A 19253-nucleotide genomic window follows, 5' to 3' on the forward strand; every position below is an offset into this window, starting at 1 on the left:
TGCACTAACGGGTTGTTAAGCTCGTTCGGGCATTTCTGTTGGAGAAGCTGAACAGAACGTTCGGTGCGACGGAGGCAATTGTGCAGCAATACCTGAATGTTTGGATGAAGCTTGGGATCAAGCGTCAAATCATTGTAATTGCAGCGACGGGTGCGATGTTTTTCGCAATCCTCGCTATGGCGCGGATGACAACCGCACCCAGTATGACGCTACTGTATGCTGGACTGGAAAGTAGTGCAGCAGGAGACGTTGTTCGTTCGTTAGAGCAACGCGGAGTGGTATTTGATGTGCGCGGTGGGTCAATTTTTGTTGATAATAAGCAACGTGATCAACTGCGTCTGACATTGGCAAGTGAGGGTTTGCCTGCGAACGGGAATCGTGGATACGAACTGTTAGATCAATTAACTGGGTTTGGTACGACGAGTCAGATGTTTGATGCGGCATATTGGCGTGCCAAAGAAGGTGAGTTGGCACGTACCATTGTCGCGAATCCATCTATTTCCATGGCAAGGGTGCATATAGCGAGCACCGGTTCAAACCCCTTTCAGAGAGGGGTTACTCCGAAAGCTTCCGTCTCTCTTACCCCAAATGGGGGCAGTATTTCACCTGCTCAAGGTAAGGCCGTTCGTTTCTTGGTGGCATCCGCGGTGGCGGGGCTTTCGCCGGAAGATGTCGCCGTTATTGATGCAAATGGAGCCTTGATAGGCGCTACAGAAGAAACAGCCCCAACAGTAGGGGGCGACGACAAAGCGAAGGTTTTACGAGATCGCGTTCAGCGCCTATTGGAAGCGCGTGTTGGTTTCGGGAATGCCGTAGTCGAAGTTAGCGTTGACACGGTGACCGAAAGTGAGGCGATTCGCGAACACAGCTATGATCCAAAAGGCCGTGTTGCGATCAGTAGTGATACTGAAGAACGTACCAATACCGCCGAAGGAACTGGGGGTGACGTAACTGTAGCGAGCAATTTACCTGATCAAGGTGGAGCTGGTGCAGGAGATAAATCTTCATCCCAAAACAGCGAGACGCGCGAACGAATCAATTACGAGGTGTCCGAAACAGAACGTGAAATCATACGTGCACCAGGTGCAATAAAGCGGTTATCAGTCGCAGTCTTGGTGAATGAGACAAGTAATTTGAACGAAGTGGGTGAAACTGTTTCCCAGCCGCGTGATGATGCTGAGCTGGATGCGTTGAGAGAACTTATTTCATCCGCTGTTGGTTTTGACGCTGAACGGGGAGATGTCATAACTCTCAAATCAATGGCACTTCAAAGCGTGGCCCCTTCAGGTACAGCTGCTAGCGTGGCTCTGATTGATCAATTTGATGTTGATTTATTGTCTGCCATTCAAATGGCGGTTCTAGCGATCGTGACTTTAATTCTGGGGTTATTCGTCATTCGCCCTGTACTCAGCAGGCAATCTACCGGGCTTCCCGCGCCAGACAGGCTGGTAAATGAAACAAATGCCTTGCCAGCAACAGGGAACGAACAGAATGGGAATACCCTACCAACAGTCATTGAGGCTGAGGAAATGGGGGGAGGGTTTAGCGCCGTTAGCACCTTGGCTCCAAGCGAGCTTGGAGGTGAACAGGCATTAGATCCAGTAGAGCGTCTGCGGAGCATGATAGGTGAACGGCAGGAAGAGACAGTCGAAATTTTACGTGGATGGCTAGAAGATAAAGAGGAAAAAGTATGACCTCTATTGCCCACAGGTATGCTGATTTTAGCCCACTTGACGCAGATGGCCAACCTGCTGAGTCCGTCCCGATAGAGCGTGTTGAAGATCAAAAACTACAGGCCTTTGAGGACGGATATCAAGCTGGCTGGACAGATGCAGATGCAAATCATTCTGCAGAGCAAAAGAATTTGGATGCTGAGTTTCTTGCGACACTTCGCGACCTTTCGTTCTCGCATCAAGAAGCATTGACCTGTCTCAATCGGGGTCTCAGACCGATGTTCGAGCAAATAATTGCATCGCTTCTCCCTCAGACAATCAAGGCCGCTCTACGCGCCCATGTGGTTGAACAATTGATGGAATTAAGTGCGGCCCAATCAGAGGCGCGGATAACATTGCGGTTCTCAAGCGAAAACACGCAGATGCTCGAAGATCTGTTGGAAGGGGTTGAATTGAACTCGCCCATCTCTCTTATCCCAGATGACCACCTCAGCGCACAGCAGATATTCGTCGCGTTAGATACGCACGAAAAAGAGATCAATTTGGATGCCGTCTGCCAAGAGATCACAAGCGCGATGATCGCATTTAATTTTCATAGTCAAAAGGAGTAGCTTGATGCCTGATCAAACGACCTTAGCCACCGATTCCTCCAATCCTTTCACCTCTGTACCGATCGAAGTTACGGTTTGCGTGGGAAAGGCGCGACCTTTGATTCGCGACCTAGTAATGTTGGGTGAAAACGCAGTGCTGACTTTGGACCGGCGCGTTGACGACCCGGTAGAACTTTATGTTGGTGAAAAGCTCATTGCGCGGGGCATTTTGGAAGAGGCGGATGGTGAAACGAAAGGTCAACTTATGGTCCGGCTGACCGAGGTTGTCGATATGCAGCAGGGCCTTTGATGTCTCGTAATATGGTGCTTGGCCTGGGCATCTGTTTGGTGTTGCTTTTGCCAAACATGGTTGAGGCTCAGGATTTGTCGATATCTTTGGGCGACGATGGATCAATATCTGCGCGCACCATTCAATTATTCGCGCTTATTACCGTTCTGAGTCTCGCGCCTGGATTAGCAATAATGGTGACCTGCTTTCCGTTTTTGGTGACAGTTCTTTCCATTTTAAGGCAAGCGATCGGCTTGCAACAATCTCCGCCCAATATGTTGATTGTCAGCCTAGCTCTGTTTCTCACTTATTTCATCATGGAGCCTGTTTTCACAGCCGCATGGAGCAATGGTATCGGTCCGCTGACCCGTGAAGAGATCGATGTAGAGCAAGCATTTTTACTTACATTAGAGCCTTTTCGTATCTTTATGGCGGGGCGTTTGGATCCTGAAACTTTCTTTGCCATGGCAGAGCTGCGCCCGGACACTATATCGGCCCAGCCAACCCCAGATGCGCCTCTTTCGGTGCTTGTTCCAAGCTTCATGTTGTCTGAGATATCGCGTGCCTTTCAGATAGGGTTTTTGATATATCTCCCGTTTCTCATCATCGATTTAGTTGTTGCAGCTATCTTAATGTCCATGGGCATGATGATGGTGCCGCCAGCTGTCGTCTCTATGCCATTCAAACTTGCATTCTTTGTGGTTGCAGATGGATGGGCCTTAATTGCAGGCAGTCTTGTAAGAAGTTATTTTTAGACGAAATCGTTTCAAAATGCGCAATGATCGTGGCAATCCCTCCCGCCGTTGTTAACGGTCTAGCCACATACTTCTCCTATTTCTTGTTCTTGATGTCAGGGGTGGCATTTAAAGTTGGAGTGGGAAAATGGAAGAGCGGATTGATCTCTCTTTGAGAGAAGGCGAGGGGCTTCGGCGCAGTGGGTTGAAGGCCGTATTTGTCTTTAGCACTCGGTATGTTGATGTATTGGTAGTTCCCTGGATCATTGAGTTCGAGGTTCTTTATGTATATTTCTTGGCTCGAATAGCATCACTTTGCTTACCAATGGCGTTAGCAATTTTGGGGAACAAGGTGGAGCCAGTACTTAGCTCGCTGGCCAGCACACAGGAACAAACACCATTTCGGGCCGCGGCCGCGCGGGTCAATCTCGGATATCTTATGATATCGGGAGCTATGGCGCTTTTTGTGATAAGTGGTGGATCGTATCTTGCTACGGCGTTGGAACCCGAATTTAGGGAGATTCTTATCTGGCTTGTGATTGGGCAATCCGCCCCTGTCTTATTTGGCGCTACAGGTTTGTTGATGCGGATTGTCGACCGGGGGACATTTTATGACGTGCTTGGGGGGATAACAGCAACGATGTTCCTTGCCGGCATCTTTCTATTGCGCGCGACAGATGGCGTAGATGTTGCATTAACATTTGCTGTTTCTCAGTTGACGCTAGCGGCTGTATCGGCCCTTTTGCTGACGCAGTGTGGAATTTGGCCCGGCCTGACAGCACTGTTTCACAAGCAGATAAAGCTATTTTGATGGCAGTCTTAGCGTACAATAAACTCAGCATGTAATGCGCCTGCTGCCTTTATACTCTTTAGGATATCAATCATATCTCGAGGTGAAACACCTAAGGCGTTGAGGCCTGCGATGACTTCGGAAAGAGACGCTCCTGATGGGATTTCTGCCAACCCAATACCAGGTTCTTCTTCGATTGCCGCACGTGTCCGCGGTACGACTACCGTTTCGCCTTGAGCAAAGGGATTGGGCTGAGCCACCAGTGGTTCTTCCTGAATGCGAAGGGTCAAGTTCCCTTGGCTCACTGCGACCCGAGAAATGCGCACGTCTTCACCCATTACGATTGTGCCCGATCGTTGATCAACGACAACACGCGCCTTGCGCTCGGGTTCAACTTCTATGTTTTCAATACGACCCAAAGCATGCGCTACAGACCGAGCACGTGTCGCCGTAACGTCGAGCATGACGGTGCCGCTATCAAGCATAACAGCGACGTTGCGCCCGAAGTTTTGGTTAATGGCCTGTTCAATTCTGCCAGCTGTTGTGAAATCCGCTTCCCTCAAAGCCAAGCGTAAATCGCGAAGTGAGCTGAGTTTGAAATCGATTTCTCGCTCAATTCTTGCGCCAGACGGAATTGTACCTGATGTTGGCACGCCTTGGGTGACTTGCCCGCCGTCACCCTCGGCTGTAACCCCTCCGGCAATGATCGTGCCCTGTGCTACGGCATAAATTTCACCATCTGCAGCATTCATTGGAGTCATGATTAGGGTACCTCCAAGTAAGCTTTTTGCATCTCCGATGGCGGAAACCGTAATATCAATCTGCCCGCCAGCTCTCGCAAACGGAGGTAATGTAGCGGTTACCAATACTGCGGCAACATTTTTGGGTCGAAACTGTTCTCCAGTTACATTTACGCCAAGACGCTCCAGAATGTTGGTCATGATGTCTTCTGTGAATGGTGCGTTCCGGAGGCCGTCACCTGATCCGTCAAGACCGACAACTAGGCCGTATCCCACCAAATCGTTGCCGCGAACTCCGTCGAAATCTACTAAGTCTTTTATTCTGACAGAGCTTGCATCTGCAGAACCAACTACAGACATTAAAATGGACAGGCAAAGACAGTACTTTATCAGAGCCCTCACAGGAAGTTCACCAATGAAAGTTGCGACATGCGGGATGTGATTGCGAAAAGACTTTCCAATTGAAATTGCACCTGCTCCAGTTCTGTTGCTGCTTGATAGGGGTCGATCGATAAAAGGTCATTGCGGGCAATTTCCAAGCTCGATCGTTCTGCGCTATTGCGAACTGACGCGGTCTCGATTTTGCTTTCGGAAATCCCGACTTCTGCTTGAAGACTGATAATCTGACCGCTTGAATTAACTGCAGTACCGATTGATTTTTGGATCAATTCACTTTGTTGAGCTTCTGTGAGACCCAAGGTCGGGTCGTCGGCCAACGCAATTGTCGCAAGGTACATCAGCGTATCTTTGAAAACGGCGTTGTCTCCCCGCAAGTCTAGTTGAGTACTTTCTTGTTCTGACAACGAAATAGCCGCTAGTGATGTATCGGCACCTTGATAACCGATGCTAGCGAACCCTGCAGGATCATCAAACCATGCTTGTGCAGCAGTTAGGATATCATCCACGCTGCTTGCTCCTGACACAGCGGTGCGAAGACCGTCAAGTAGATCTTCTTTTGGTGCGATCGGCTGAATATCAGTGGATGCTCCAGCAAAAAGTGAACGGCCGCTGACGGACGTATTCAATGCGTTAATGATTCCATCAAGCGTGCTGTCAGCCTGAGTTAGGATGTTGTTTGATGTCTCACTGAGCGGCGAACTGCCCGTCGAGACTAAGGTGTCTCGGAACGCGGTGTTCAGATCGCCAATTCGAGTAAGTGCATTTTGCATTCCTCCAGCTAATTGTCCTGCTTCCGTTGTTGAAAGATCATACCCGTCAAGTTTGGTCAGGCTCCTCTCTAGATCATTGGCATATGCCGTATTTCCAGAGATAGCTTGACGAACATCAGCGACTTGGCCTGAAGCCAACTCGGTAGTGAGCCGCTGAATGTCTTGTTTTAGTACAGTGTTACGGGACTGCATGGCATAGGATTGGGCCAAATCACCCAGTGAACCAGTTTGCATTTTTTACAACCTCGTTAGAGTTTCAATCATTTCATCCGCCGCTTGGATGACGCGGGCATTTGCGGCGTAAGCCTGCTCTAGGATAAGCAAGTTTTGCAGCTCTTTATCGGAATCCACACCTTCGGATAGGCTTAGCTGGGTCAGTTCCGTAAAGCGCGCCGAAGTGAAGGTCAGGTCCTGCTCCGCGTTGCTTCGAGTTGAAGCGAGTGATCCAGAGAATGAAGAAAGCAGATCTGCTGTAGTAAGGGCCCCAGAACCGAAATCACCAGATGCAGGAATGCGCGACGTCTCTAATGCAGATTGAAGGCTGTTCAGTAGTGTTGAATCTCCTACCAATCCGGTAGATGTCGCGCCCAATCCATCTCGAATCCTCCAAATTTCTCCTCCAGCCTCCGGATCAACGGCGAAATTCAATGCCAAACGTCTGCTCAATCCGACTTCATCCGCCGAGTCAAATGCGGCCCCGGCGTCTGTAAACAGTCCGGGGTCTCCGGTGCTGAGCGTGGAATCTACAGCAGGATCAGCAAACCGCTCCACAAGATCGCGTGCAAAAGCATCAAGTTGTTCCTGCGCCGCGACTCCGTAGGTATCGCGAACTTCAAAATTTCCGCCTAAGCTACCGCCAGCAAGAGCACTCGTTCGGATGTCTTGCCCATTCATAGTGAGTCCTGAAAGGGTCCCGGCTTCCAATGTTTGAAATTCGGTAACGACGTTTTGTTGATCAAAACCAATAGTCGCAGCAGTAATGTCGAGTAGAACAGCACCGCCGTCAGTGTAGATGGCCACGGCCCCATTATCGCGCGGAACGGCATTGATAGGGACAATCGCTCCAATGGTGTCCAACACCGATTGACGTTGATCGAGTAAGGCCGGGCTGCTCCCGCCACGAGATAGGTTTGCAGTGATTTGGATGTTGAGTTGCTCAACTTGCTCCAACGCAGTGTTCAAAGTAGCGACATCTTGTGCGATTTTTGTGTCTGCGCTGGTTCGCATGTCTTGAATGCCTTGTGCAGCGTTGGCTATTCCATCAACGAGGCGCCCGGCGTCAGCGACAGTGTCTGACAAGCGTTCCGTCAAATCGGGTCTGCTGGCTGCTGCTATTAAACTTTCCTCAAATGAAGCGAGGCGTCCGCTTAACCCGTTTTCATCCCCTGCTATTCCTATAGCGTCTTCTAACTGTAGAAAAAAATCGACTGCGGTTTGACTGTTTTGTTGGGCGGCATCTGCAGATCGAAGATCTGCGATGACACTTTCGTTCACCTGACGGCTGATACCATCGATGCGCACACCACCTGTTGCCCCAAAATTTAGAGCGGATAAGTCCATGCTGCGCGTACCGTAAGAAGGGGTAAGAGCGTTTGAGATATTGTTCGAGACTATTTCGGTTCCGAGCGACGCAGCGCGTAGTCCGGAAATAGCCGCGTTCATGGCGCCTGTAATTGACATGGTGTTCTCCTGTGATCAGCAATGAAGGGGCAACTGCCCCTTCTTTGGCCTTGTCAGATCAACGTTTGATGTTGGTGGTTTCTTGGAGCATCTCATCGACGGTCTGGATGACTTTTGCGTTTGATGAATAGGCGCGCTGAGTCTGGATCATTGATGTCAGCTCATTCGCTACATCAGTGGTCGATTCCTCACGTGCATAAGCAACAATGTCACCTGTGGGGCCGTCACCTGCATCCCAAAGGAAGTATGAACCACTGTCGACTGACGGTCGGTAGGTTTGCGAATCTAGTGCGATCATCCCGTTCGGGTTCGGGAGATCGACCAAGGGCACCTGATAGATGGTACGTGTTACACCAGTATCAAACGTTGCTTGCACATATCCGTTTCCGTCAACACTGACGTCCGTAATGTTGCCAACTGGCGAGCCGTCTTTAGTAATTGAGACGGGCGCGAAAGCATCTGACAATTGCGTCAATGCATCTGTTTGACCAATCAAACCGATGTCAATTTCCATGGGGCCACCGTCGACGTCCACGATCAGTGAACCGGTCGTTGCATCATACGCACCACCCGACACTGTGGTTACTGATGCCAGTGTACCGCCTGCTGTACGGTCGTCCGCAAACGTCAAGACATACTCACCGATGGTCACACTCGGATCAACCGAGTCCGTCATGGTCATCGTCCATTCATTTGAGGAACCTGTCGCAGGAATAGTAGGAGTGAAGGTGACATTCACGCTTTCGGACGTGCCAAGGTTGCCGTAATACTCGATAGCAAGTTGCTCTGATACTGCGCCGCTGTCTGCAACAGTTGCGGTCGCTGGAAGGTTAACACCAAGGGTCATTTGTGTAGTCGGCTCGCCAGTGAGTTGGTTTGCATTAATTTGAATCGGTTCCAAGCTATCTTCGTTGTCGCGTGAGAACGTGGGGATACTGCCGTCTGAACTCGCAGGCCAACCCAGCAAGACAAGACCGGAGTCTGTCGTCAGATAACCCTCCGAATCTGTGGAAAAGGAACCTGTTGTCGTTAATAGCATATTGGTGTCCCCGACGCTCAAGTCAGTGAGGTTGGCAACTGGAAGCATGCCACGGCCGCGCACAGCGAGGTCGGTTGCATTACTTGTTGAAACAAGAGAGCCATTTAGGTCGATTTCGCGGGTGGTGTTGGCGCTGACGCCGCCAGCCGAATAATTTCCACCGTTGTTCGAAATCACCATGGATTCGAAGTCAGTCTGGACACGTTTGTATCCATAGGTAGATGAGTTCGCGATATTGTCCGAAATACTCGCCAATTTCGTTGCATTGGCTTGAAGCCCTGCAACACCTGCGTTCAACGAAGATGAGATTGTCATTAGACACGCCTTTCTGCTCTGCCGATTACTTTTGTCTCGGCATCAATAGCCCGACATAATTTAATGTCGGGCTAACAGATAAAATGCAGTCTACTTCTTGGCGTCAGGATATATCGCGTAGCAACACTATTTCGATGCGATCATTTCGCAGTGCCATTGGGTCACGCACTACAGCCTCTCGATCGGCGTGGCCCGTGACGCGTTGGATGCGGTCGGGATGAATGCCTTGTCCTTCTAACAACAAGCGCATCTGTGTTGCACGCTGGTGTGATAGATTCCAAACCGGATTGTCGATCAACACCAATGCCTGTGCTCGGACATGCGCGCCTATGGCGATTTCATTAGTCACCGTTTTGCTGATCTGAGCGATCAGTACGGCTAACTCTCTGAGTAACTGCGTAGGATTGTCGCTATCACCTTCGAATATTTGCAAATCGTTTTGCGAATAGACCTCAATTACTAGACCCTCATCGGTGATCCGCGTAACGATGTGCTCTAACAGGTTTTCCATAACGGCAGATTCTCCGCCGAACCCTTTTAGCAGCTCATCAAGGCTCTTGAATGCCATGTCCTGCTCGGCTGTTTCGTCGGCAGTAGGATCATTGCCCGATTTGTCTTCCTTCACAGAAGGATCTCCTGTGCCATCCTTTGGAATAGCCATCTCCGAAAAGATGCTTTCTCCGCCAAAGGTGCCATCACCGCCACCTGAGACTTTTACAATTGGAATGCTTGGCGAAAAGTAATCCGCCAGCCCCACGCGTTGTTGTTCTGTTGTCGCGTTCAGCAGCCACATCAACATAAAAAACGCCATCATTGCGGTTACGAAATCCGCATACGCGACTTTCCAAGCACCGCCATGGTGCCCACCGCCTTTAACGATTTTTTTACGTTTAATGATGACTGGCGCGCTGTTTGCTTGCGCACTCATATCCACCACCTCTATTTCACCCAAGAACAGGAATAGCTGGGCAGGAGTTATCAAACTGCTAACAGCAATATGAGTGGTTAGCAGGAGGTAAAGCTTGCTATCATAAATACTTCGTGGCCACATCCGCTTATGGATATTCTCGTCACTGATAGCCGTTACTCATGGAGTCGTCTTGCGATCACTTTGCTGGTTGGAACGGTAATCAATGCAGGCATGTGGGCAATCATCGTGATCATGCCAGCGGTCGAAACAGAATTTGGCGGCAACCGCGCGATGGCCTCACTGCCCTACACGTTGACGATGATCGGGTTTGCTACGGGAAACTATGTGATTGGGCGAGCGGTAGATCGTTTTGGTATCACATGGTCACTCATTGTTGCGACCATTGTAACAGCGCTGGGATATGGGTTGGCAACACTTTCGACCTCTTTGATAATGTTGTCGCTTGCTCAGCTCATTGTCGGTTTTGCTTCGGCTGTGGGGTTCGGCCCACTGATTGCAGATATCTCTCATTGGTTTGTGCGACGCCGCGGTATTGCGGTGGCAATAACGGCGTCCGGAAATTACTTGTCCGGCGCAATCTGGCCGCTTGTATTGGCAGGTGTGCTGCAAGACAGTGGATGGCGAACCGTTTATCTGGTCTTGGCGGTGACAACGCTAGTGGTGGTGATTCCTCTTGCATTTACATTGCAGCGCCGTGTGCCCGACGAGGTTCAGATTGCTGCCCAGCAGGCTTCAACGCTCAATGTACGTTCATCGGGGCTTTCTCCTCGTGCGCTTCAGTATCTGTTGGGAATTGCTGGCATTGGGTGTTGTGTGGCCATGTCGATGCCTCAGGTCCATATCGTGGCATTGTGTGTTGGATTGGGGTTTGGGCCAGCTGTGGGAGCGCAAATGTTGTCGCTAATGTTGTTGGGCGGCGTTGGGTCACGTATCCTATCGGGGTTGCTCGCTGACCGTCTAGGCGGCGTTCGGACATTGCTAATCGGATCATTTCTGCAGTGCATTGCCCTCTTCCTCTACTTGCCTGCAGGCGGAATGGTGTCGCTTTACCTCGTGAGTCTGGTTTTTGGGCTAAGCCAAGGCGGTATTGTGCCGAGCTATGCGCTGATCGTACGTGAATATATGCCTGCCAAAGAGGCAGGTGAGCGGGTAGGGTTTGTGTTGATGGCTACGATTATGGGTATGGCGCTGGGTGGTTGGATGTCCGGTTGGATCTATGACTTGAGCGGCTCTTACACGTTGGCATTCGTCAATGGCATTGTCTGGAATGGCGCCAATATCGCAATCATTTTGTGGCTACTGTCACGTAGTCGCCCCCGTAAAACGGTTGCCTTGGCGGCCTAAGTCACCACTTGCGACGTTTGCTCAGTAGAATCTGTTTTTGCCGTTCGCGGAACCGCATTTTGTCTTCCTCCGTAGTTTCTTCCACGCAATTGTGACAACTCACACCTTCTTCATATCCATCACGCTGCGTATCGGTGGGTAGGATAGGGCGACGGCACCCAAAGCATAACAAATGAGGTCCGGGTTTCAGACCGTGCTCCACGCTTACGCGGTTGTCGAAGACGAAACATGATCCATTCCATGTACTTTGTTCTTGTGGCACTGCTTCTAGGTACTTCAGGATGCCGCCTTTAAGGTGGTAAACGTCCTCAACGCCTTGACCCAGCAGGAAGTTTGTTGATTTCTCACACCTAATGCCGCCTGTGCAGAACATCGCGATTTTCTTGTTGTGAAAACGTTGTTTGTTCGCTTCCCACCACGCGGGAAACTCACCAAAGCTGGTGGTTTCAGGATCTACAGCGCCCTCAAAAGTGCCAATCGCTACCTCATAGTCATTACGCGTATCAATCACGGCAACATCGTCACGGCCGATCAGTTCGTTCCAGTCTTCGGCGTCGACATAATGGCCAGTACCCGCAAGTGGGTCGACATCCGGCTGGCCCATAGTCACGATTTCGCGCTTCAGTCGTACTTTCATTTTACCAAAAGGGGGCACTTCAGAGTGGGCGATCTTGTGTTCCAGATCAGCACAACCCTGCAATGCGCGTAGATGCGCAAGTACGGCATCAACGGCAGCTTGGGATGGTCCGGAAATTGTGCCATTCACTCCTTCACGGGCCAGCAGCAATGTGCCCGTGATCGCATGATCAAGACACAGCTTGAGCAACGGTGGCTTTAACGCTTCGGGATTGTCAAAGCGGGCGAAATGGTAGAGCGCGGCAATAGTATACATGGTTTTGGAAATAGGCCCCGTAAGGGCTGTTGTGCAAGGGGGCTGTGGGGTAAAATCACACGAATATTGATTTTCGCCTACGCAAAGGAAACACCATGCACGCTCTTTTAGTCATCGATGTTCAGAATGATTTTTGTCATGGCGGTGCCCTTGCCGTGGCTGGCGGCAGTGAAATCGTTTCGGGCATAAATAAACTGATAGGCCAATTTGACGCGGTGATCCTGACCCAAGATTGGCATCCTGCAGGACATTCTTCCTTTGCATCTAGCCACAAAGAGCATGATCCGTTTTCCTTGATCGACATGCCCTACGGTGCGCAGGTTTTGTGGCCTGATCACTGTATCCAGGGCAGCGAAGGGGCAGCTTTCCATCCGGGGTTGAACGTTGACCGCGCCGATTTGATTATCCGTAAAGGGTACAACCCGGCTATCGACAGTTACTCTGCCTTTTTTGAGAATGACCACAAAACGCCAACTGGTCTGGAAGGGTATTTACGGACACGCGCAATTGATGAGGTGACACTTGTCGGCCTTGCGTTGGATTTCTGTGTGAACTTTTCAGCTGTCGACGCCGCGAATTTGGGCTTCAAAGTGAATGTGCACAGTGATTTGTGTCGCGCAATTGATATGGATGGCTCTTTGGAGCAAGCAAACAAAGCAATGTCAGGGGCCGGAGTCTCAATAGACTAACCACTTGCCCCCCCACGCGGCTTACGTCACAAACCACGGGTCTAACGGAGCCTATACCAATGGTTGATATCGCTACACGCGTCTGGAATCACAAATGGAAGATCGACCCCATCGTGCGGTCGCTCATTGATACTGATTTTTACAAACTCCTGATGTGCCAATCCATATTCCGCAATAAGCCGGATACGCAGGTGACGTTCAGCTTGATCAACCGATCAAAGCATATCCCATTGGCTCATCTCATTGATGAAGGTGAATTGCGCGAGCAGTTAGACCACGTTCGGACACTTTCGCTTAGTCGTGGAGAATCTACGTGGTTGCGCGGTAATACTTTCTACGGCAAACGCCAAATGTTCCGCCCCGATTTTATGGAGTGGTTTGAGAACCTGCGTCTGCCGCCATACCACTTAGAACGCAAAGGTGACCAATACGAACTGACGTTTGAGGGCAAATGGCACGAGGTCATGCTCTGGGAAATTCCGGCGCTTGCGATCCTGATGGAACTGCGTGGCCGTGCGGTTCTAAACGGTATGGAAAAGTTCGAACTGCAAGTGCTCTATGCCCGTGCGATGACGCGTGTGTGGGAAAAAGTAGAGGCGCTGCGTGATGTGCCGAACCTGTCGATTGCTGATTTCGGTACCCGCCGCCGCCATAGCTATTTGTGGCAGGATTGGTGTGTTCAGGCCATGAACGAAGGGCTAGGCAGCAAGTTCACCGGAACGTCTAATTGTAAAATCGCAATGAAGCGGGAGCTGGAAGCGATTGGCACAAACGCCCATGAATTGCCGATGGTGTATGCCGCGTTGGCCAAGGATGACGATGCACTTTTCCAAGCTCCCTATGAGGTGCTGAAAGATTGGCACGAAGAGCACGAAGGCAACTTGCGCATTATTTTGCCCGACACTTATGGCTCACAGGGGTTCCTTGATAATGCGCCTGATTGGCTCGCTGGTTGGACTGGTATCCGCATCGACAGTGGTGACCCCGCAACAGCTGCGCAGCAGGCGATTGATTGGTGGAAATCGCGCGGCGAAGACCCGCGTGAAAAGCGGGTCATTTTTAGCGATGGATTGGACGTCGCCAAGATTAAGGAACTGCACGGGCAATTCGCGGATAAGACTGCGATCTCCTTTGGGTGGGGTACGCTGCTCACGAATGACTTCCGCGGGTTCGTACCCGAGGACGCATTGGCACCCTTCAGCCTTGTTTGCAAAGCGGTCAGCGCAAATGGTTCCCCGACGGTCAAGCTGTCTGATAACCCAAACAAGGCGATGGGGCCCGAAGATGAGATCGCCCGCTATAAACGTGTGTTCGGAATTGGTGATCAAGATGCACAAGACGTTGTCGTTTGACGACGGTCCGTGAAACAGATGCGGGCGCACCTAACCAAAATATTCTGAACGATATTACCTCACAACAGAAGAGACTGGCAAGAATTTTAACGCCTGAGGATTATGTATTACGCGCTGATGCGCGGCGCGTGACGATGTTTGACCTAATAAATGCAACGATGAAGATTATCGTTAAAATCAGGATGATCGTTGGGGCAGGGGCGCTATCCAGATAGAAACTGGCATAGACGCCTAACACGCTAGAGAGCATGGTCACACCCACAGCAATCGGCAGCATCCGCGCGAATTGTTGGGTCAGCAGGAACGCAATCGCTCCTGGTGCAATGAGCAGCCCAATCGACAGGATGATCCCCACCGCTGAAAGTGTCGCAACAATCGTCAATGAAATTAGCGCTAATAGACCGTAGTGTAACCAGCCCACCCAAAGGCCGACGGCCTGTGCTTGTACAGGATCAAAGGCATGCAGCATCAGGTCGCGCCGCTTGGCGATCACAATGACAGCCACAAATAGGGCAATCAGGCCAGCCGTCCAAAAATCAGAACCTTCAACGCCCAGCATGTTCCCGAACAAGATGTGATCAAGGTGCATGTCGGTTGAAATCTTTGTGTACATCACAATTCCTAGCCCAAACATGCCGGAGAACACGATACCCATTACGGTGTCTTGTTTGATCCGGCTGTTCTCGGACAGGAACCCTGTAGCCAATGCGCAGAACATCCCAGCGCAGAAGGCCCCAATGATAAGGGGAATCCCCAAAAGGTAAGCAGCCACAATGCCGGGCAACACAGCGTGGCTGATGGCGTCCCCCATCAAGGACCACCCTTTGAGCACCAGATAACAAGACAGCAAACTGGTTGGTACAGAGATGATCAACATCATCACAAACGCATTCTGCATAAACCCGAATTGGAAGGGTTGGAGGAGTGTATCAATCATGGCTGGAGTGCCTCCCGCGCCTTTCGCCGTGCAGCGAGATAACCGTGCTTTGGCGCAAAGACAAAAGCCACAAGGAAGATCAGTGTTTGTAAACTTACGATTATGCCCCCCGTCGCGCCGTCTACGAAAAAGCTAAGGTAGGCTCCGAAAAAGGATGTACCTGTGCCAATGGCGACACTCACAACAAGCAATCGTGGAAAGCGGTCCGTCAGCAGATAGGCTGTCGCGCCCGGCGTGACGACCATCGCAATCACCAGAAACGCGCCCACGGTCTGCAATGCCGCAACGCAGGAGGCTGATAAAAGCATGAAAAAGATCACCTTGAGCAGGTCCGGCTTAAGCCCGATGGAACGCGCATGGTTTTCGTCAAAGAAGGTGACCATCAGGTCCTTCCACTTGGCCAATAGTATGGCTAGCGTGACAAATCCGATGATCGCGAGCTGCAAAGTGTCTGAAGGTGTGATGGCAAGGATGTTACCCATCGTTATGGTTTGCACGCTTACAGATGTTGGGGACAGCGATACCATGAACAATCCCAACCCGAAGAACGAGGTAAAGATCAGCCCGATAATTGTATCTTCCTTGAGGCCAGAGCGTTGGTTCAAAAACAGCATCGCCCCTGCAGCAAGACCTCCTGCTGCGAATGCACCCAACGCAAAAGGCAGTCCCAGCATATACGCGCCAGCGACGCCGGGCACAATTGAGTGGCTCAATGCGTCACCAATCAGCGACCAGCCTTTGAGCATCAGATAGGCGGACAAAAATGCACACACACCGCCGACCAGCGCACTGACCCACATGGCGTTGAACATGTAGCCATAGCTGAAGGGTAGGAGCAGGGTTTCCATCACTCTGCGTCCTCTTTTTCGTTCTCATGACCATAAACCACAAACGGCCGCTCATCGTCCGAAATCACACGGATCGAGCGGGCATCGTCATCATCATGTAAATCCGAACCACTAAGCACAAAGTGGCGTAGCACGCCGCCAAAGGCGAGTTCGAGATTATCATGAGTGAACGTTTCAGCAGTAGTGCCGTAGGCTAGAACAGTTTCCTTGACCAACACCGTGCGGTCACAAAACTCAGGCACAGAGCCGAGGTTGTGAGTTGAGACTAGCATCACGCGACCCTCGTCGCGCATTTCTCGCAGCAGTTCGATGATCTGATCTTCGGTTTGGACATCAACCCCAGTAAAGGGTTCATCCAGCAAAATCACTTGGCCTTCCTGTGCCAAAGCGCGCGCCAGAAAGACACGCTTGCGCTGGCCACCAGAAAGCTCACCAATTTGACGATGGCGAAAGTCGATCATGTTTACGCGCCCTAGCGCTTCTGTAACGGCAGCATGGTCTGATTTGCGTGGATGCCGGAAGAAGCCCATGTGACCATAACGGCCCATCATTACAACATCCTCCACCAACACCGGAAAGGACCAATCAACCTCCTCGGATTGAGGGACATAGGCAACGATGTTCTTCTTAAGGGCCTCTTTGACAGGCATGCCAAGGACTGTGATCGTGCCTTTGGCTGCCGGAACAAACCCCATAATTGCCTTGAATAGGGTCGATTTTCCAGCGCCGTTCACACCAACCAATGCAGTGATGGTGCCAGTTGGAATTTCAAACGTCGCATCGCGCAGGGCAGTGTTGCCGTTGCGGTAGGTGACAGTGACGTCTTTTGCTGAAATGCCAGTGTTCATTCAGTTAGGCCTTTTACAATGGTCTCGGATGTGACGCGCAGCAGGTCGAGGTAAGTCGGCACTTCGCCATCCGCCTCAGTGAGGCTGTCTACATATAGAACTCCGCCGTATTGCGCCCCAGTTTCGCGTGCGACTTGTTGTGCAGGCGCTTGATTTACAGTGGATTCGCAGAACACTGACTGGATGTTATATTCCCGCACCGTGTCGATCACACGGCGTACTTGCTGCGGTGTGCCTTGCTGGTCTGCGTTGATCGGCCACAGGTATAGTTCCTTCATGCCGAAATCGCGGATCAGATAGCTGAACGCACCCTCGCATGTTGCTAGCCAGCGCTGCTGCTCTGGTACGGCTAACACAGCATCCCGCAAAGGTGCGATGGTTGCTGTAATTTTAGCTTTATAGTTTTCTGCATTGGCACGATACGTATCCGCGTTATTGGGATCATGCTCCACAAACGCATCGCGAATATTGTCGACGTAAATTGACGCATTGGCCAAGCCCATCCACGCATGTGGATTTGGTTTCCCGTCATATTCACCCTCAGTAATGCTGATCGGTTCAATCCCGTCCGTGAGCGTGGCCGAAGGTACATCTTTGAGATTGGAGAGGAATTGTTCAAACCAAAGTTCGAGGTTCATGCCGTTCCAGAGGATCAGGTCAGCATCCTGCGCGCGAATGATGTCGCGCGGTGTTGGAGAGTACCCGTGAATCTCGGCACCCGGTTTGGTGATGCTCTCTACCACCGCCACATCACCCGCCACATTGCGAGCCATATCCGCGATCACCGTAAAGGTTGTGACGGCTTTGAATTTTTCTTGGGCGAATCCTGCCGTGCTGAGCATGGAAAAGGTGGTGGCGATCACGATGGTTTTTAGTGAATTGGAAAAGTTTGACATTTTTCATCCCCTTTAGCGGTGATATTTCAAAAATGAATATGAGAACTATTCACAACTGTAAATAAGAATGATAACGATTCTCAAAGATAGTAGGCGGATGCGAATATGGGGTGGAACCGATGAGCAGTGAAAGCGATACGGCCGAAAAAATGACTGCTGCGTTGCGCAAAGCGGGCATTCGGGTGACACGTCAACGTATTGCCTTGCTCGGGGTTTTGGCTGAAGCAACAGATCATCCTGACGCGGTTGAGCTTCATGAACGTGCAAAAACGGTCGAGCCATCCGTTTCTTTGGCGACGGTCTACCGTACATTATCCGTGTTAGAAGAGCAGGGTGTGGTGCATCGCCATTCTTTTGAAGGCGGCGGTGCGCGGTTTGAAACAACACATGAAGAACATCATGACCACATCTTGGACGTCGACACCGGAGAAGTCATCGAATTCCAATCTGATAAGATTGAACAACTCCAAGACGAGATCGCGCGGGAATTGGGCTATGAAGTCGTGCATCATCGATTAGAGCTATATTGCCGCAAAAAGACTTAGGCCTGTTTTAGGCGGCGCTCGCGGATAACAATCAGCAGGCCGCTTGCGAGGATCAACAGTGCACCGGGAAACAGCTCAGACCAAGGCGCTTCGTCAAAGAACAACCAGCCCAGAACAAAAGCCAACGGTATGCCAAAGTAATTGAAGGGCGCTAGATTGCTTTGTTCAGCTAGGCGGTAAGCTGAGATCAGCAGCAATACCGCTGACCCCCCCAAACCACCCATGGCCATAATCCAAAGCAGATCGGTTGAATGTTCCAACGGTGTGAAGCCGCCCATAAATAGCGCCAAAATGAGCGCACCAAACAATGCGACAACGCTGGAATACAGGTTGATAAGAGGAGTGGGAACTTCGCTATCCATCACGCGCGCTGTCACGCCAACCAGCGCGTAGCACGCGGCAGCCCCAAGCGGCAGTAAGGCCGCCGGAGAGAATGAGTCTCCTCCTGGCCTTACAATCCAAACAACGCCGGCAAAGCCTATCAAAACCGCGCTCCACCTGATCCACCCAACCTTCTCACCAAGTAAAACCGCAGCAAGTGCTACGGCAAACAGCGAATTGGCGTAGGTGATTGTTGATGCGGTGGCAAAGGTGAGCAGCCCAAGTGACAGGTAAAAGGAAAACTGGGCAAACGTGAGAATCACTCCACGGGTAAGTGCCAATCGCCACTGACGTATTTTCCATATCCGCCCCTTCGCGTGCCAATCGCGTGAAGTAAAAAGAACAATCAACGAGGGAATCAGTCCAAAGGTATTACGCCAAGCCGCAAGTTCTGCGGCACCATAACGGGGCGACAGATGTTTGATGATCAGACCCATTGCGTCAAAAAGCGTCAATGCGCAGAGCAATAATATCACTGCAGTGAGGGTGCGATCAGTCTTCATTGAGCCATGATGTGTCGGGAATAGGATAATGACCAGAAAGGATCGGTTCAAATCGCATGGAGCCTTTG

20 protein-coding genes are annotated in these 19253 nt (G+C 51.0%); 9 read left to right on the forward strand and 11 right to left on the reverse strand.

Features of this window, described 5'->3' with window-relative positions; translation table 11 throughout:
• The first annotated feature begins 104 nt into the window (after positions 1-104).
• The 5 genes from fliF (at position 105) to V7775_RS05670 (ending at position 4097) form a co-directional block, all read left to right on the forward strand.
• On the forward strand, positions 105-1694 hold the full coding sequence (gene fliF / locus V7775_RS05650; RefSeq protein WP_443070094.1) for a flagellar basal-body MS-ring/collar protein FliF: 1590 nt from the start codon (positions 105-107) through the stop codon (positions 1692-1694).
• The gene (locus tag V7775_RS05655) at positions 1691-2284 is read left to right on the forward strand and encodes a hypothetical protein (RefSeq protein WP_335750877.1); all 594 of its coding nucleotides are present in this window, start codon (positions 1691-1693) and stop codon (positions 2282-2284) included. The genes fliF and V7775_RS05655 overlap by 4 nt, the downstream gene beginning before the upstream one ends.
• A 4-nt stretch (positions 2285-2288) precedes the next feature.
• On the forward strand, positions 2289-2573 hold the full coding sequence (locus tag V7775_RS05660) for a FliM/FliN family flagellar motor C-terminal domain-containing protein (RefSeq protein WP_335750878.1): 285 nt from the start codon (positions 2289-2291) through the stop codon (positions 2571-2573).
• Positions 2573-3307: a flagellar type III secretion system pore protein FliP gene (gene fliP / locus V7775_RS05665; protein WP_335750879.1), complete on the forward strand. Its 735-nt coding sequence runs from the start codon at positions 2573-2575 to the stop codon at positions 3305-3307. Before V7775_RS05660 ends, fliP begins: the two co-directional genes overlap by 1 nt.
• A 127-nt stretch (positions 3308-3434) precedes the next feature.
• Complete coding sequence (locus V7775_RS05670) at positions 3435-4097, forward strand: hypothetical protein (protein WP_335750880.1); 663 nt, start codon at positions 3435-3437, stop codon at positions 4095-4097.
• A gap of 8 nt (positions 4098-4105) precedes the next feature.
• Here V7775_RS05670 and V7775_RS05675 read toward each other — a convergent pair whose 3' ends face one another.
• The 5 genes from V7775_RS05675 to V7775_RS05695 all read right to left on the reverse strand — a co-directional run bounded on the left by V7775_RS05675 (position 4106) and on the right by V7775_RS05695 (position 9947).
• Positions 4106-5176 carry a flagellar basal body P-ring protein FlgI gene (locus tag V7775_RS05675; protein WP_335750881.1) on the reverse strand — a complete coding sequence of 357 codons (1071 nt, stop codon included), beginning with the start codon at positions 5174-5176 and terminating at the stop codon, positions 4106-4108.
• Positions 5177-5214: 38 nt separating this feature from the next.
• The gene (locus V7775_RS05680) at positions 5215-6195 is read right to left on the reverse strand and encodes a flagellin (protein WP_335750882.1); all 981 of its coding nucleotides are present in this window, start codon (positions 6193-6195) and stop codon (positions 5215-5217) included.
• Positions 6196-6222: 27 nt separating this feature from the next.
• Complete coding sequence (gene flgK, locus V7775_RS05685) at positions 6223-7665, reverse strand: flagellar hook-associated protein FlgK (protein ID WP_335750883.1); 1443 nt, start codon at positions 7663-7665, stop codon at positions 6223-6225.
• A 58-nt stretch (positions 7666-7723) separates the two neighbouring features.
• Positions 7724-9019: a flagellar hook protein FlgE gene (locus tag V7775_RS05690; protein ID WP_335750884.1), complete on the reverse strand. Its 1296-nt coding sequence runs from the start codon at positions 9017-9019 to the stop codon at positions 7724-7726.
• A gap of 103 nt (positions 9020-9122) precedes the next feature.
• On the reverse strand, positions 9123-9947 hold the full coding sequence (locus V7775_RS05695) for a flagellar motor protein MotB (RefSeq protein WP_335750885.1): 825 nt from the start codon (positions 9945-9947) through the stop codon (positions 9123-9125).
• Between the two features lie 129 nt (positions 9948-10076).
• On the opposite strand from V7775_RS05695, the gene V7775_RS05700 reads away from it, so the two are divergent.
• On the forward strand, positions 10077-11294 hold the full coding sequence (locus V7775_RS05700) for an MFS transporter (RefSeq protein WP_335750886.1): 1218 nt from the start codon (positions 10077-10079) through the stop codon (positions 11292-11294).
• A gap of 1 nt (position 11295) precedes the next feature.
• On the opposite strand, the gene trhO is transcribed toward V7775_RS05700, so the two are convergent.
• Positions 11296-12186, reverse strand: a complete 891-nt coding sequence (gene trhO / locus V7775_RS05705) for an oxygen-dependent tRNA uridine(34) hydroxylase TrhO (RefSeq protein ID WP_335750887.1) — start codon at positions 12184-12186, stop codon at positions 11296-11298.
• Between the two features lie 95 nt (positions 12187-12281).
• Between trhO and pncA the strand changes: the two genes are divergently transcribed.
• Positions 12282-12875 carry a bifunctional nicotinamidase/pyrazinamidase gene (gene pncA, locus V7775_RS05710; RefSeq protein ID WP_335750888.1) on the forward strand — a complete coding sequence of 198 codons (594 nt, stop codon included), beginning with the start codon at positions 12282-12284 and terminating at the stop codon, positions 12873-12875.
• Between the two features lie 59 nt (positions 12876-12934).
• Entirely contained in the window at positions 12935-14227 is a 1293-nt protein-coding gene (gene pncB, locus V7775_RS05715) for a nicotinate phosphoribosyltransferase (RefSeq protein ID WP_335750889.1), read from the forward strand.
• 100 nt (positions 14228-14327) lie between these two features.
• On the opposite strand, the gene V7775_RS05720 is transcribed toward pncB, so the two are convergent.
• Genes V7775_RS05720 through V7775_RS05735 form a run of 4 tightly spaced genes read right to left on the reverse strand, consistent with a single transcriptional unit; the run spans position 14328 to position 17702 of the window.
• Positions 14328-15164, reverse strand: a complete 837-nt coding sequence (locus V7775_RS05720; RefSeq protein ID WP_335750890.1) for a metal ABC transporter permease — start codon at positions 15162-15164, stop codon at positions 14328-14330.
• A complete protein-coding gene (locus tag V7775_RS05725; RefSeq protein ID WP_335750891.1) occupies positions 15161-16012 on the reverse strand; it encodes a metal ABC transporter permease in 852 nt (283 codons plus the stop codon). Before V7775_RS05725 ends, V7775_RS05720 begins: the two co-directional genes overlap by 4 nt.
• Positions 16012-16860, reverse strand: coding sequence for a manganese/iron ABC transporter ATP-binding protein (locus V7775_RS05730; protein ID WP_335750892.1), 849 nt, complete (start codon positions 16858-16860; stop codon positions 16012-16014). The genes V7775_RS05725 and V7775_RS05730 overlap by 1 nt, the downstream gene beginning before the upstream one ends.
• On the reverse strand, positions 16857-17702 hold the full coding sequence (locus V7775_RS05735; RefSeq protein WP_443070095.1) for a metal ABC transporter substrate-binding protein: 846 nt from the start codon (positions 17700-17702) through the stop codon (positions 16857-16859). The genes V7775_RS05730 and V7775_RS05735 overlap by 4 nt, the downstream gene beginning before the upstream one ends.
• A gap of 173 nt (positions 17703-17875) precedes the next feature.
• Between V7775_RS05735 and V7775_RS05740 the strand changes: the two genes are divergently transcribed.
• A complete protein-coding gene (locus tag V7775_RS05740) occupies positions 17876-18301 on the forward strand; it encodes a Fur family transcriptional regulator (RefSeq protein WP_335750894.1) in 426 nt (141 codons plus the stop codon).
• On the opposite strand, the gene V7775_RS05745 is transcribed toward V7775_RS05740, so the two are convergent.
• On the reverse strand, positions 18298-19236 hold the full coding sequence (locus tag V7775_RS05745; protein WP_335750895.1) for a DMT family transporter: 939 nt from the start codon (positions 19234-19236) through the stop codon (positions 18298-18300). The genes V7775_RS05740 and V7775_RS05745 overlap by 4 nt on opposite strands.
• Positions 19237-19253 lie beyond the last annotated feature (17 nt).

The sequence above is a fragment of the Sulfitobacter sp. genome (assembly GCF_036960155.1).
GTDB lineage: Bacteria > Pseudomonadota > Alphaproteobacteria > Rhodobacterales > Rhodobacteraceae > Sulfitobacter.